13 protein-coding genes are annotated in these 13,970 nt (G+C 69.9%); 2 read left to right on the top strand and 11 right to left on the bottom strand.

Annotated features, from left to right (window positions below; genetic code table 11):
• Window positions 1-188: 188 nt before the first annotated feature.
• The gene (locus KBX26_RS02270) at window positions 189-596 is read left to right on the top strand and encodes a nitroreductase family deazaflavin-dependent oxidoreductase (protein WP_030330914.1); all 408 of its coding nucleotides are present in this window, start codon (window positions 189-191) and stop codon (window positions 594-596) included.
• A gap of 36 nt (window positions 597-632) precedes the next feature.
• On the opposite strand, the gene KBX26_RS02265 is transcribed toward KBX26_RS02270, so the two are convergent.
• The 4 genes from KBX26_RS02265 to KBX26_RS02250 all read right to left on the bottom strand — a co-directional run bounded on the left by KBX26_RS02265 (window position 633) and on the right by KBX26_RS02250 (window position 5,070).
• Window positions 633-1,118, bottom strand: a complete 486-nt coding sequence (locus tag KBX26_RS02265) for a MarR family winged helix-turn-helix transcriptional regulator (RefSeq protein ID WP_247680078.1) — start codon at window positions 1,116-1,118, stop codon at window positions 633-635.
• 8 nt (window positions 1,119-1,126) lie between these two features.
• Entirely contained in the window at window positions 1,127-2,374 is a 1,248-nt protein-coding gene (locus KBX26_RS02260; protein WP_030330910.1) for an NAD(P)/FAD-dependent oxidoreductase, read from the bottom strand.
• Between the two features lie 54 nt (window positions 2,375-2,428).
• Window positions 2,429-3,784 carry a carbohydrate-binding protein gene (locus KBX26_RS02255; protein WP_210864564.1) on the bottom strand — a complete coding sequence of 452 codons (1,356 nt, stop codon included), beginning with the start codon at window positions 3,782-3,784 and terminating at the stop codon, window positions 2,429-2,431.
• Between the two features lie 200 nt (window positions 3,785-3,984).
• Window positions 3,985-5,070: a hypothetical protein gene (locus tag KBX26_RS02250; protein WP_210864563.1), complete on the bottom strand. Its 1,086-nt coding sequence runs from the start codon at window positions 5,068-5,070 to the stop codon at window positions 3,985-3,987.
• Between the two features lie 224 nt (window positions 5,071-5,294).
• Here KBX26_RS02250 and KBX26_RS02245 point away from each other — a divergent pair, with 224 nt between their 5' ends.
• Window positions 5,295-6,497 (top strand): low temperature requirement protein A, encoded by a 1,203-nt coding sequence (locus KBX26_RS02245; RefSeq protein ID WP_210858352.1) that lies wholly within the window; start codon window positions 5,295-5,297, stop codon window positions 6,495-6,497.
• A gap of 24 nt (window positions 6,498-6,521) precedes the next feature.
• Here the strand turns inward: KBX26_RS02245 and KBX26_RS02240 are convergent, their stop codons facing one another.
• The 7 genes from KBX26_RS02240 to KBX26_RS02210 are packed head-to-tail and all read right to left on the bottom strand — an operon-like array spanning window position 6,522 to window position 13,969.
• Window positions 6,522-7,709 (bottom strand): ATP-grasp domain-containing protein, encoded by a 1,188-nt coding sequence (locus tag KBX26_RS02240; protein ID WP_210864562.1) that lies wholly within the window; start codon window positions 7,707-7,709, stop codon window positions 6,522-6,524.
• Window positions 7,702-8,925, bottom strand: a complete 1,224-nt coding sequence (locus tag KBX26_RS02235; RefSeq protein WP_210864561.1) for an acetyl-CoA carboxylase biotin carboxylase subunit family protein — start codon at window positions 8,923-8,925, stop codon at window positions 7,702-7,704. Before KBX26_RS02235 ends, KBX26_RS02240 begins: the two co-directional genes overlap by 8 nt.
• Window positions 8,891-10,174 carry an MFS transporter gene (locus KBX26_RS02230; RefSeq protein WP_210864560.1) on the bottom strand — a complete coding sequence of 428 codons (1,284 nt, stop codon included), beginning with the start codon at window positions 10,172-10,174 and terminating at the stop codon, window positions 8,891-8,893. The genes KBX26_RS02235 and KBX26_RS02230 overlap by 35 nt, the downstream gene beginning before the upstream one ends.
• Window positions 10,171-11,592 carry a S8 family serine peptidase gene (locus KBX26_RS02225; protein ID WP_210864559.1) on the bottom strand — a complete coding sequence of 474 codons (1,422 nt, stop codon included), beginning with the start codon at window positions 11,590-11,592 and terminating at the stop codon, window positions 10,171-10,173. Before KBX26_RS02225 ends, KBX26_RS02230 begins: the two co-directional genes overlap by 4 nt.
• Window positions 11,582-13,123, bottom strand: coding sequence for an amino acid adenylation domain-containing protein (locus tag KBX26_RS02220; RefSeq protein ID WP_210864558.1), 1,542 nt, complete (start codon window positions 13,121-13,123; stop codon window positions 11,582-11,584). The genes KBX26_RS02225 and KBX26_RS02220 overlap by 11 nt, the downstream gene beginning before the upstream one ends.
• Window positions 13,120-13,692 (bottom strand): alpha/beta hydrolase, encoded by a 573-nt coding sequence (locus tag KBX26_RS02215; RefSeq protein ID WP_210859953.1) that lies wholly within the window; start codon window positions 13,690-13,692, stop codon window positions 13,120-13,122. The genes KBX26_RS02220 and KBX26_RS02215 overlap by 4 nt, the downstream gene beginning before the upstream one ends.
• Window positions 13,685-13,969, bottom strand: coding sequence for an acyl carrier protein (locus KBX26_RS02210; protein ID WP_030330897.1), 285 nt, complete (start codon window positions 13,967-13,969; stop codon window positions 13,685-13,687). Before KBX26_RS02210 ends, KBX26_RS02215 begins: the two co-directional genes overlap by 8 nt.
• Window position 13,970: the final 1 nt, after the last annotated feature.

Genomic DNA, 13,970 nt, shown 5'->3' with positions numbered 1-13,970 from the left:
GCGGGCCACTATGCCCTGTCCGGAACGGGTTGCGCGACCTACCCCCGACGGCAGGGCCGGGAGACGCTGCCCGGTGCCACGTCCGCACCTGTTGTGAGCCAGCGCCCTGCGTTGTCGCCGTGCCAAGCCCGGCCGAGACTGTCAGTATCGTGGTTTGTGGAGCCGGTCCGCGTGAGCGAGGAGAAGGCATGAGTGACTGGAACGACAAGATTATCGCCGAGTTTCGCGCCAACGATGGGCAGGTTGGCGGCCAGTTCGCGGGCGCGCCGCTGCTGCTGTTGCACACGGTCGGTGCCAAAAGCGGCCAGCCTCGGGTGAACCCGATGATGTACCAGAAGGTGGATGGCGGCTACGCCGTGTTCGCGTCCAAGGGCGGTGCGCCCAGCAATCCGGACTGGTACTACAACCTGCTCGCCAATCCGCGGGCCCAGGCGGAGATCGGCACGGACAAGGTCGAGTTGGTAGCCAGGGTGGCCACCGGGGACGAGCGCGAACGGATCTGGAGTGCGCAGAAGGCCGCGTACCCCGGCTTCGCCGACTACGAGCGGAAGACCGCCCGCCAGATCCCCGTCGTCGTACTGGAACCCGCGCCGTAGCCGACCCCGGTCACCCCACCCGCGACCATCAGGGCTTCACCGGGCGTGACCGGGCAGATCGCCGCGCAGGCGGTCCAACTCGGCGAGGTACATCGCCTGCATGCGGTTGTAGTGCCGGACCAGCAGTTGGACCTCCTCGGCGCTGTAGCCCTCGATGAGCCATTCCGCCCGCTCGGCGAACCGCTCGTACGGTCGCTCCAACTCGGCGACCCGGTCCGGCCGCAGGGTGACGATCACCCGCCGCCGGTCGGCCGGGTCGCGCTCGGTCGTCACGTAGCCGGCCTGCTGGAGCCGGCGGAGCATGCTGGTCACCGCCCCGGTGGTGAGGTTGGTCCGTTCGGCCACCTGCCCCGCGGTGGCGGATCCGACGTCCGCCAGGTGGTCCAGGCATTCCAGGTCGCTCACGGTGAGGCCGAGCCGCTCCGCGATGGCGTACCGGAACACCATGGACAGCCGCGACATCTCCCGCCCGGCGCGCATCAGCTCGGCGATCGCGGAGGCGGGGGCCGGCTCGTGGGACATGCCCGCAATCATGCCTCCGGTACGGTGACCCGGTGCAGCCGAGGTAACACGCGGGTCAGCACCCAGTGCGGTGCGGCCGCGCCCCCGGTGAGGCGGCGCATCAACCCGGCGGCGGTGTCGACGGCGCGGAACGCGTAGGGCACCATCTCGTCCTGGTAGCCGGCGATCGCCTCCTCCACCGACGCGCCGCCGGAGCGGGCCTCGACCAGCTTGCGGCCGAGCAGGGCGGCGTCGCGAAGCGCGGTGTTGCCGCCGTGTGCGCCGAACGGCGGCATGACGTGCACGGCGTCGCCCATCATCGTCGCGCGGGGCACCGCCCACCGGCGTGGGCGACGGCCGGTGGCGAAGAGGTTGAGCACCGTGGCGTCCAGCTCGGCGGTGCCGACCAGCCGTCGGATGACCGGGTGGAAGTCCACGCTCCTCTGGGAGGCCAGCCTCCACAGCGCCAGCAGGTCCCCGCGGCTGTCGACGGGCACCTCCTGCTGCTGGAGCAGCAGTCCCCACATGACGTAGTCGTAGCCGGTGGGCGCGTAGTTGCCCGGGGCCAGGCGCCCGAACGCCTCCTGAGGGCTCTCGCCGAACCGCATGGAGGTGAAGAAGAAGGCGCGGCCCGGCCGGTCGGCGAGGGCCAGGACCCCGCTGGTACGCAGCGCCTCCGGGATGACGCTCTCGCCGTTTCGGTGGAGGGGCGACCGGCCGTAGATGCCCGCCATCGGGGTGTTCACCGGGTCCGCGTCCGGCATGAGCTGTGGGCGTAGGGCCGAGCCGACGCCGTCCGCGCCCACGACGACAGTTGCCGCGGCGGCCCCGCCGTCGGAGAACCGCAGCCGCAGCCCCGCCGGGCCGCCGGTGTCGACGGCGACGGCGTCCTTGCCGTAGTGGATGCGCCCGTTCAGCCCGGACTGCAGGATCGACCGCAGGGTCAGCCGGTCGACCTGGCGGGTCGCGTGCGGCTCGTCCTTGAAGGTGATGGTGAACGCGTCACGCAGCCGGCTGTCGGTGAAGCGCAGGTGCCCGCCGGGTTCGTCGCCGGTGGCCAGCGCCAGCTGGTACAGCGCGCGCGGCAGGCTTTCGCGCAGCGCCTGCAGCCCGTGCCGGTCGAGAATGATGCGGTAACCCTGCCGCCGGACGAAGGGGCCCGCGTCCCGCTCGTAGACGTGCACGTCGATGCCGGCGCGCATCAGGTACTGGGCGAGGCAGAGGCCGGAGAGGCCGGCGCCGGCGATTGCCACCGAGAAGTCAGTCGATGTGCCCATGCGATTATCTTAATGACTAAGATGATTTGGGCAAGGGCCCGGCGCCGCCGCGTGTCAGCGGCCCTGCAGGCGCTTCACGTTGTCGCCGAAGGTCCACCCCTTCGACCCGTCCCAGTTCGCCGACCAGGTCATCAGGCCCTTGAGGCCGGGTACGGAGTTCCAGGCCTGCGTGACCAGCGACGTCGACAGGTAGCCGCCGCCCGCCCCGATCTGCGCGGGCAGACCCGGGACCTGCTTGTCGTACGGCACCCGGATCGTGGTGCCCTGGATGGTGAGGCCGTTGTTCAGGCACTGGGTCTGCACGGTGAAGCCCTGCACGGTGCCCGCCGGGTACGAGTCGCCGGCGCAGCCGTACATGCTGCCGTTGTAGTACTGCATGTTCAGCCACCAGAGCCGGCCGTTGTCCACGTACTTCTTGATGATCGGCAGGTACGAGCCCCAGATCGAGCCGTAGACGACGCTGCCGCCGGTGACGTAGGCCGTTTCCGGTGCCATGGTCAGGCCGAAGTTCGAGGGCATCCGGGCCAGCACGCCGTCGATGATCCGGATCAGGTTGGCCTGCGACGTGGACAGCGTATTGATGTTGCCGCTGCCGGTCAGGCCGGTCTCGATGTCGATGTCGATGCCGTCGAAGTGGTAGGCCGTCAGGATCGGCACGATCGTCGCGATGAACCGGTCGGCGACCGCGCTGGAGCTGAGGTCGATGCCCGCGGCGGCCCCGCCGATCGACATCAGGATGGTCGCGCCCGCCGCTTTGGCCTGGCACATCTCGGCCGGGGTGGCGACCTTCACGCCCGCGTCCATGCCGTTCTCCCAGAGGACCGTGCCGTCCGCGCGGATCACCGGGAACGCCGCGTTGATCACGTTGTAGCCGTGCTGGTTGAGCCGGCTGTCGGTGATCGGGATCCAGCCGAGGCCGGGGTGAACGCCGTTGGAGGCGCCGTCCCAGTTCTCCCAGTACCCCTGCAACACCTTGCCGGTGGGCCGTGACTTCACCGCGCACGTCCCGCCGGTCGGCGGCGGTGTGGTCGGCGGAGGCGTGGTCGGGGGAGGCGTGGTCGGGGGAGGCGTGGTGGGCGGTGGGGTGGTCGGGGGAGGCGTGGTGGGTGGCGGCGTGCTTCCCGAGCACGCACCCAGGTCACGCCAGAGCGACGGCGTCGCGGCGGGGTTCCAGCCGGCGCCGGGGTGCGCGGTGTGGGTGACCAGTGCCTGGTAGAGCCGTCCGCCGTAGGTGACCTGGGTGCCCGCCTGGTAGGTGGTGCCCTCCGCCCAGGCCGGGGCGGTGCAGGCGATCATCGCGACGGCGTTGGCCGAGGGTGCTGCCGCCGTGCTGCTGGGGACGAAGGCGACGGCGGCCGTGACGGTCATCGCCGCCCCGGCCAGCGCTGCGAAGATCCGACGGCTTCTCATGGCTCACTCCCCAAGGGCTCGACGACCCGCGACCTCCACATATTGACGTTCGTGACCGTGAATATCAAGGGTTGTTTACAGATAGCACGTGGCCGTACCGCGTCGTGCCCCACGCACCACGCCGAGGGCCGTTCCAGGCCCGGCCCCGACCGGGCCGGCGGCAATGGGAACGGCTGCCGCCGGCCCGGCTCGGCGTGACGTCAGAGTCGGGAGGTGAAGGTGGCCAGGAAGCGGTGCGGGGTGACCGCGCCGGTGTTGTCGAAGCAGATGACGTCGACGTCGGCGTTGGTGGTGTACGTCCATTGCTGGGTGAGGTGGCAGTAGTTGCTGCCGGCGCCCTGCGCCACCACCTGGGCGTGCGTCTCCTTGAGGCCGACCTGCGGGAAGGTCGCCAGGTAGCGGCCGGCGGGCGCCAGCGGCGCCACGGTGTTCGCGCCGACGCCGAGCACCGAGTTGTCGTTGGTCGGCCCGCCGACGGCGGTACCCAGGTAGCCGAAGTACGACGGCGGGCCGAGGGAGCCGATCACCGGCCGGCGACGGTGGTACGAGAGGACGAAGTCGGTGTTGACGAACGCGCCGGCCTGGTCGTAGCAGAAGACGTAGACCTGCACGTCGCTGCCGACCGCGCTCCAGGAGTAGACCTTGCACCGGCGCGGACCGGCGTTCGGCTGCACGGCGGTGACCTGCGGGTTGCCGGCGAGCACTCCGGCCAGCCCCACCCCGGGCAGTCGCACCAGGTACTGCCCGACGCCCAGCGGTCCGACAGCGTTCGCGACGCCGGTGGAGTTGTACGACTGCGTCATCAGGCCGCTGCTCCACTGCACGTACGCGTGGGAGGTGCCGGCCGGTAGCACGCCCGAGCTGGTTGTCCAGAGCACCGTGAACGGAGTGTCCTCGCGCGTGCCACCGGGACGGTGGCACTGCACGTCGACGATCTCGTCAGCGCCGGACTGGAACCAGCGGACCACCTCGCAGTAGTGACCGGTCCGGTTCACCGGGGTCACGTGGGGAACGCCCCGTGAACTGGCACCTATCTGCGGGAAGCGGACCTGGAACCGGCCGGGAGCGAGTTTGACGCCGTCGGCCCAGGCGGCCGGGAACGCGGTTTTCCAGCTGCCCCACTGCCGGCTGGTGTCCAGCACCGTCCAGACCGGCACGGTGGGGTCCTTGACGTACGCGAAGCCCCAGCGGTCGGCGGTGGCCGCCGCGGCCGGTGCCGCCGGCGCGAGTGCGCTGGCGGCCAGGACGGCGGCCAGTGCCGCGGTGGCAAACGATCGGAGACGCATCTGTTCCTCCAGTCGACGGGAACATGTCGGAGAGGAGCGTGCACGTAGTGACTCCATGGTCACAGTCGGCTACCTCGCGCTCTGGTGTCGGCTGTCCGCCACTGGGCGCCCCATGGCCGACCGGCAGGTGTGTCAGCCGGTGGCATTCTTCTGGTCCTGACTCGACGACCTGTCCGGCGTGGTACCAATACCCAGATAGGCCAAGCGGCAGAAGTGGGCGGCCCATGTCGACAAGGGCAGCAGCGCTGCTTCGAAAGCCGGGGCAACCGCAGCGACCGAGCCTTCTGGAGCTCTTCTTCGACCTGGTCTTCGTCTTCGCTCTCAACCGGGTGTCGCAGCGGCTGGTCGAGGAGCTCACCGAGCGGCGGATCGTCCTCGTCGAGGCCGGCGAGACCCTGCTGTTGCTGCTGGCCTTCCTGGTGCTGTGGTTCGTCACGGCGTGGGTCACCGACCTCTACGACCCACAGAAACCGCAGGTCCAGCTCCTGGTCTACACGGCGATGCTCGGCGCGCTGGTGATGGCGGTGGCGGTGCCGAACGCGTTCGCCGACAGAAGTCTGGCCTTCGCTGGCGCGTACGTGGCCGTCCATATCGCTCGTGGGCTGATCATCGTGCCGATGCTGCGCGGCCATGACGCGCAGCGCCGAGCGGCCGGGGTGTTCTTCTGGTTCGCGTTGTCGGCCGTGCCCTGGCTCGTCGGCGCGATAGCCACGGATCAGGCCCGAGTGCTGTTGTGGACGCTGGCGATCGGCATCGACTGCATGGCACTGCTGCTGTTCTATCCCACGCCGTGGTCCTGCCCCACCCCACGGCAGTGGCCCGTCATGGCCGAGTACCTGTCCGAGCGCTACCGACAATTCTTCATCATCGCCCTCGGCGAGCTGATTCTGACGACCGGCTCGGCCTACAGCGACACGTCCTCCGGGCAGGGCGGGGCAGCCGCAGCCTTCGCGGTCTCCTTCATCACGACGGTGCTGCTGTTCCGCGTCTACCTCTTCCGGGCGGGCCAGCTGTTGCCCGAGGCGATCAGAGCCTCCGCCGACCCCTCGCACCTCGTCCGGGACGCCTTCCTCGCGCACGTCCTCATGGTGGTCGGCATCGTTGCCGTCGCAGTCGGATACGAAATCGTGATCGAACACCCGTTCGGGCACACCGAAGCGGCATGGATTCTCATTGTCCTGGGCGGACCGATGCTGTTCCTGATCGGGCGGGCCCTGGTGGAACATGCAGTCTTCGACCGGGTGTCACGCTCTCGGATCATCGGCGCCGCGGTGATCGCCGGCGCCGCGCCGTTCATGATCCGGCTGCCGCCGCTGGCTGTGGCCGTCACCGCCGTCGTCGTCCTCGCCGGCATCGCCGCCTCCGACGCCATCCACGCCAGTGGCAAGCCGCCTGAACGGCCGCACCCGCCCCACCCCAGGCAGTGAGCGGTTCGGGCTAGCCGTCACGGTTCAGGCGGGGCGGGTGACGATGGTCAGCGTCCTGCGGACGAATTCCAGTGCTTCGTCGCGGAGCGCCGGGGTTTCGGCCGAGACGATGAGGTAGCCGGCGCGTTCCGCGCTCCAGGTGGCCGCCGGCACGACGTCGCCGGGATTCTTCCACCAGCCGCACGCGACGAAGGCCGGGTGTGCCTCGATCTCGGCCATGCCCCGCATCTCGACCAGGATGCCGGGTGGCGCGATGGGGAGATAGCTCGCCGCGTACGCGACGGGGCCCGACGGTGGTTCGGGCAGGGGCATCGCCATGGCGAGCCGGACGACCATCTCGAACCAGTCCAGGCCGTAGGTGAGGCTGAGCAGATCCATGAGGTAGTCGCCGGGGGTCCGGACGGCGATCTCCATCAGGGTCGGCCCGTCGGCGGCGAGCCGGAACTCGAGGTGCACGATGCCCGTACGCATGCCGAGGGCGCTCACCACCGCGGTGCAGAACTCCGTCACCTCGGCGGCGGCCTCGTGGTCGAGCTGGACGCCGGTGCGATGCGCTATCTCGACGAAGTGGGGCGGCTCGGCGGTCTCCTTGGCGGTGAGGTTGGCCAGCCACACCTTCCCCTCGCTGATCAGCGCCTCCCAGCTGTATTCCGGGCCGTCCACAGCCGTCTCCACCAGGAGCGGACCCTCGTCGTTCCGGCGTGCCACAGCGTCCTGGAAGGCGTCCAGGCTGTCGACCAGTTCCACTCCCTCGCTTCCCGCGGCGGACAGTGGCTTCACGACGACCGGCAGGCGGGCGGTGGCCCAGTCGCGCGCCGATTCCAGGTCGCCGGTCATCAGATACTCCGGTTGGCGGATGCCCGCCGCGGCGAACAGCCCCCGTTGCAGAGCCTTGTTGCGGGAGACGGTCGCGGCGTGCAGGGACGGGCCGGGAACGCCGAGCCGGTCCTGCAGCAGGGCCGCGCCGAGCACGTTGTTCTCGGTGAACGCCACCACTCCCGCCGGCCGGCGGTCTGCCGCGGCCGCCCAGGCCCCTTCGGCCCACTGCTCGTCGTGGTTACCGGGGGCAACCCGGATGTGGTCGACGAGCCCGCCCGTGTCGGCGGCTCGGGCCGCGCCTTCCACGGCTGCCACCCGCAGACCCAGCCGTCGCGCGGCGGCGAGGTACGGCCTGCCCATGAAACCGACCCCGACCAGCAGCAGCTCAGACATGGTTGTCCGCCTTGCCGGCGGCCGTGACCTTGACCGAGGCGAAGATGTCCCGCAGGAACTGTTCGAGCACCGCCGTGGGTGCCGGGCCGACGATACCGGCGACGGGTACGTCGTACTCGGCGTAGCTCAGCGCCTGACTGACCGGCTCGTCCTCGGTGCGCTGCACCCAGCGCCAGGTCAGCGGGCTGCGCCGGAACTCGTCCGCGCCGTCGACGGTGCAGAACCTCGCGCCCAGGGTGTGACCGGGGACGATGAACCAGCCGTACCGGGCGTCCGGGCCGGAGTCGTGCGCCTCGGGGGCGGAGGCGCCGGGCGTCGAGAGGGCCCGCAGTTGCACCGACGGCATGTGCACGCCGGTCGCCAGCTCGAAGGTGTCGGCCACGCCGGCCCCGCCGAACCTGCTGGCCACCTCGAGGAAGACCAGGCCGTCGGGCGTCTCGATGCCTTCGAGGTGGAACAGGCTCGTGGTGATGCCGACGGCCTGTAGGCAGGCGGTGGTCCACTCCACGACGGCCGGCGGGGTGTCCGTCTGCACCGAACCGAGCGGGTTGCCCTCGGCGTACCCGAGGCAGGTGCCGACGTACCGGCTGGCCTGCAGCGTGACCGGGGTGCCGTCGACGGCCAACCCGTCGACGTGGATGATCGGGCCGCTGACGAATTCCTCGATCTCGAAGCCGCTCGGGTCCGCGTCGGAGGGCAGGCCGTCACGGCGTACCGTTTCGAGGGCGGATGCGGCGGTGTCGAATACGCGTACGCCCTGGCTGGAGGCGCCGTCGAGCGGCTTGAGCACCGTCTGGCCCGACCACCCGATGTCGGCTCCGGCGAGGGCCGAGGCCAGCGGGAGATAGCGCGGCACACGCAGACCCGCCCGGGCGGCGGCGGCCTTCATCATGACCTTGTCCCGGACGGGAAGCACGTCGGCCTCGCGTGGGCCGGGCACGTCGAGGGCCTCCCGGATGCGCGCCGCGGCGATCAGGTCGAACTCGGACTGGGCGATGACCAGGTCGGGCTTCGGGTGGCCGGCGAGCGCCGCCACCACCTCGGTCTCCGTGGCGCCCGTTCCGGGCCGCTCGATCCGTGTGCCGGGCAGCCGTGCGGGCAGTGTCGCCATGCGCTCGGCCGTACCGATGAAGGTCACCTCGTGGGCTTCGAAGTCGAGGCCATCCGCGTAGCGGATGATGTCATCGGTGATTCGGTGCAGGATCAGGATGCGCATGCGGATACCTCAGTTGAAGGACCAGTGGGAGCAACAGAACGGCGACGAGAACGGACCCGAGCACCGCGCCGAGCAGTACGGCCTGCGGGCCGTGCGCGGTGGCGAAGACGGCGACGACGAAGCCCGAGACCGGCAGGGAGACCTGGTTCAGCAGGACGATGAGGCCGATCGTCTTGCCGAGGTGTTCGCGGGGGATGCGGCGGATCCGTTCGGCGCGGATGAAGACGTTCAGGATGCCGACGGTGCCGATCAGCAACGTGTAGCCGATGGCGAACTGCGTGAACGTGTTCGCCTGGCTGATCGTGAGCCCACCCAGGCAGATGATCACGAAGGTGCCCAGGATGGCGACCAGTGGGGTGATCCGCCGGGACAGTCGCGGGATGATGAAGAAGATCAGCAGGGAGAGCACGCCCTCGGCGAAGGACAGCACCCCGAAGTAGCGGTCGGGCTTGCCGAAGGTGCCGGTGGTGATGGCGGCGCTGGTCGCCATGCCGACGCCGACCATGAGGTTCACCATCATCGTCAGCCCGACGAGGCCCACGATCGCGGGGAGCTTGAACAGCGTGCGCGCACCCTCGGCCACTGAGGCCAGCACACCGCGCACCGTCGTGGGCTCGGTGTTGGTGACCGCACTGCGCAGGCTGCCGCGCAGGGTCAGGACGTTGATCGTGGTGAGCGCGAAGAGCACCCCGGTCACCAGCAGGAGATCGGTCGTTCCCAGCAGTGTGGCCAGCAGGACCGCGATGGCCGGCCCGAGCACTGTGCTCGCCTGCTCGGTGCCCTGGATGACGGACTGGGCGCGCACCATGTGCTCGGGGGGCACGAACCGGGGGAGAGTGGTCTCCATCGCGATGTACGCCTGGGCGCTGGCCAGGGACATGGACGCGGCGAGAATGCTGAGCGTCACCACCGTCGCGCCCGGCCAGGCCAGCACGGCGGCGAAGGCCCCCACGGCGAGCAGTGCCCGGACGCTGTCGGCGATCAGATAGAGCCGGTAGCCGTCGACCCGGTCGGCGAGCACCCCGGCAACGGGGACGAAGATGACCCTCGGCAGCCACTCGACCAGGAAGACGAGCCCGCTCGCGGCGACACTGCCGGTGGTCTTGAAGACCAGCAGCGGAATGGCGAACAACAGAAACTGGTCGGCCAGCGCGGCGACCCCCCGGCCCCCGACGAAGCGCACGATCTGGTGGGGCCGGATGTCAGTTGTCGGGGACTCCCTGGCGGGGGCACGCAATGGTCCATTCACGCAGAGCTCCCCCGTCTGTCCATCGAGGAGCGTAACAGCGGCCGATCAGCAGCGACAACCCCGTCCAATCGGTGTGCGGTGAGCAGACCGTGGCCGGTGGCCGGGTTCGGGCTCTGCGCACCGCACTCGTCCCCGGTGATGGAACGACCCCGGATGACCGGAACACAGTGGACGGCCAACGACTCGGCGGTGCACGGCAGACCCTGCTGAATCGCCAGTGCCACCACGCCGGCGGCGTACGCCGTGGCACCTGACGTGCCGCTCGACACCAGCCAGCCGTCATCCGCACCCGTGCCGTCGTACTTGCTGTTGCGGCGGTCGAACAGGCAACCGGGTTGGGTGGGGAAGAGGATGTAGTTGCCGTTGGGCAACATGCCGCACGGGCCGGACACGTCCGGCACGGCCCGTCCGGGAAAGACCGCCGACCGGTAGCTGGAGGCGAGATCGGCGGCCCGCAGCTCGCCGTCCGGGCCGACGTGCACGCCCCCGACGGTGATCGCACCAGGGGTGGCGACGGACTGGAACATCGCTGTCGGCCGGTCGGTCGAGCCGTTACCGGCGGCGAACAGCACTGTGCAGCCCCGCCGGATCGCGTTGGCCACCTCGAGATGCAGATGGGGTTCCGCGCGCAACGTCCCCCAGCTGCAGGAGATGACGTCAGGTTCGAGCTGCACCGCCCGCTGGAACGCGGCGACCGGAAACGAGAAGCCCTCGGTGGCCATCTTGACCATGGTGAGCGACACGTCGGGCGCCACCGCCAGCAGCAGGGCCGACATCGCGGTGCCGTGACCGCGTTCGTCGACCGCGGGATCGAGCTGCGCCAGTGCGGGGACGACCGAGGTCCGGTAGCCGTGCTGGCGGTGATGCGGGTGGTCGTAGAGGCCGGTGTCGACCATGACGACGCGGACGCCGTCGCCGCGGACACCGGCGGCGTGCAGCGCTTCGGCTCCGGCCACCCGCACCGCGTCGCCGGGAAGGCGGAGGTGGTGCCCGGTCCCGTGCACCACCGGCGGCGACGCGGTGGCGGTCAGCTCGAATCCGGAACGTGGCACCGAGACCGCACTGATGAGGTCGGTGCACACCCGGGAACGCAGTGGACCCCGCGCCACGAGTTCGTAGCGGGGGGAGTCGCGGATGTACTTGTTGCGGACCACGCCGACGGCGCTGCCGAAGACGTCCCCGAGCAGGCTCTGCTCGCCGCTGACGGTCAGGCCCACGTCGGTTCGGGCCTCGATCGCGAGGCCTTCCCGGAGCAGCGCCTCGGCGACCCGGTCGACGGTGGCCGGCGTGGGGAGGAACTCCTCGACACCGTGGCGCAGCAGCTCGGCGGGGTCGGTGAGGCTGCGCCCGCTCGCCGCCCGTGGGACAACTGTCAGCACACCCCGCCCGGTGAACGCGGCTATCTCGTCATCGATCATCGGAGGTCACCAGGTCGCGCAGGCGGGAGCGGTCGAGTTTGCCGGTCGGTGTCAGGCCGACGTCGCCCTCGTCGATCATGACGATCTTGGCCGGGACCATGTACGGCGGCAACACCCGCGCCAGCTCGGCCCTCAGGTCGGTTTCGGCGCCGGTCCGGTCGGCGGCCAGGACGAAGAGCGTGATGGCCCGGCCGGCGACCCGGTGCTGGGTCACCACCGAGCAGCAGTCGACCACCCAGTCCACGGCCAGCGCCGCGGCTTCGACCTCGGAGGTGTGCACGAGGTTTCCGGCGATCTTCACGGCGTCGTCGCGTCGGCCGACGAAGACGAGCTGACCGGCGCCGGTGCGCCGAACGAAGTCGCCCGACCGGTAGTACCGGATCTCGGGGGAGCCGCGTGTGATCAGCACCTGCTCGGTCCTCGCCCGCTCCTCGCAGTAACCCAGCATGACCTGCGGGCCGCCGATGAGCAGCTCACCCGTGTCGCCGTCGGGCACCGGTCGCAGGTCGTCGTCGACGATCAGGACGTCGACGGCGGGCAGCGGGGTCCCGATCGGCAGGTACTCGTCATCGTGGCCGGCGATGTCGTCGGTCACGTACAGGGTGGCGCTGTGCGTGGTCTCGGTCGGGCCGTAGCCGTGCACATAGGTCAGACCCGGAAGCTTCTTGTCCATCGCCCGCAGCAGCGAGGTCGGGCACGACTCGCCGCCGAACCACAGGCGGCGCAGGGAGCTCAGGTCGCGGCGGTCGATGTCGCTGAACCGCCCGAGCAGCATCCGGATGACCGAGGGCACCAGCAGCACGTCGGTGATGCCCCACTGCTCGCACGCCTGCGTGACCTGGCCGGCCATCGACAGCCGGGGCAGCAGGTGCACGCTGCCGCCGACCAGGAAGGTGGAGTACAGGTCGACAACGGACGCGTCGAAGAACAGCGGCGCCACGTTCAGGTATCGCATCCGTTCCGGAAAACCGACCACCTGCTGTACGCCCTCCAGCAGCGCGCACACACTGCGGTGGCTGATCATGACGCCCTTCGGACCGCCGGTCGATCCCGAGGTGAAGATGACGTACGCCTGGTCGTCCGGCGTCCTGTCCCCGTACGCCGACGGCCGGTAGTCGGCCTCAGCCGACACGTCCCAGGAGTCACCGGCGACCACCAGAGTGCCGGCCGCCGCCTCGGCGAGCAGCCCGAGATACCGCGGATGCGCCACCGTCACCGTCGGGCGGCACCTGGCGAACTGCACCGCGGTCCGGGCCGGCGGCAACGACTCGTCGACGGGGACGTACCGCGCACCGAGTCGAAGCGCCGCCACCATGCAGACCACCGAGTCGATGGACTTGTCCATCACCATCGCGACGGTGCCGTGCCGCCCGACGAGGGGAGCCAGCAGGTCGGTCAGGGCCTGGACCCGCCGAGCCAGCGTCCGGTAGGACACCTGGACGCTGGTGGCCAGATCGACCACCGCCACGGCGTCGTCGTCGTGGCGGCGGTCGATGACCTCGTCGACGAAGCGGAGCGGGCCACCGGTCACCTGTCGACCATCTCGAGTTGCCGGCACACCGCCTCCAGCAGTTCCGGGAAGGTGTCCAGCTTCTGGTCGTACGACCCGAAGTGGCCCATCCCCTCCATCACCGTCAGCCGGCTGCCGGTCAGTCGGTGCAGCTCCCGGGCCACGTCGAGGGGGACCCACGGATCGTCCGTCGAGTGGAACTGGACGATGAAGCGTTGGTTCCGCTTGATCGCCGCCCAGTCCCACGGCTGGTCGAAGAATCCGCTGCGCCGTTCGAGTTCGAAGCCGCAGTCGGTGTGGTGCCCGGCCACCACGAAGGTGCCCAGCAGCGGCGCCGACTCCGCGTACCGCAGTGCGGTCAGTGCTCCCGACGAATGCCCGACGATGACCGTCTGGTCGTCCGGACGGATGACGTCGGTCAGGTAGGGCAGCCAGTACCGCATCCGACCCTTGATCGGATCGGGGAAGGTCTGGGCCACCACGTTGTGGCCCCGAGCCTCAAGCTCCCGTTTGAGGTACGGGAACCAGATGCCGTCGATGGTTGCTCCGGCGTTGCCGTGCACCAGGACGACCCGTACCCCATCAGACATAGGAGTCGTCGTTGAGCTGGTCCTCGAGCATGGTCGCGAGCGAGCCGAGGGTGGCGAAGTGCTCCACCGTCAGCAGCTCCGGTTCGAGTTCGATGTCGTAGTACGACTCGAAGGCCAGCGTCAGCTCGATCATCTGGGTGGAGTTCAACGAGAGCCCGCCGTTGAACAGGGGCGTGTTCGAGGTCAACTCGACGTCGTGGTTCGGGAAGACCTCGGCTGCGATCTTGCGCAGGTCGTCCTCGATGTCGGCGCGGGTCTTCCGGTCGGTGCTCGTCACG

Source organism: Micromonospora sp. C97, from assembly GCF_018070385.1.
In the GTDB taxonomy this organism is placed as follows: domain Bacteria; phylum Actinomycetota; class Actinomycetes; order Mycobacteriales; family Micromonosporaceae; genus Micromonospora; species Micromonospora parva.
The sequence above is the reverse complement of the archived record's forward strand: the minus strand, read 5'-3'. Positions and strand labels throughout refer to the sequence as shown.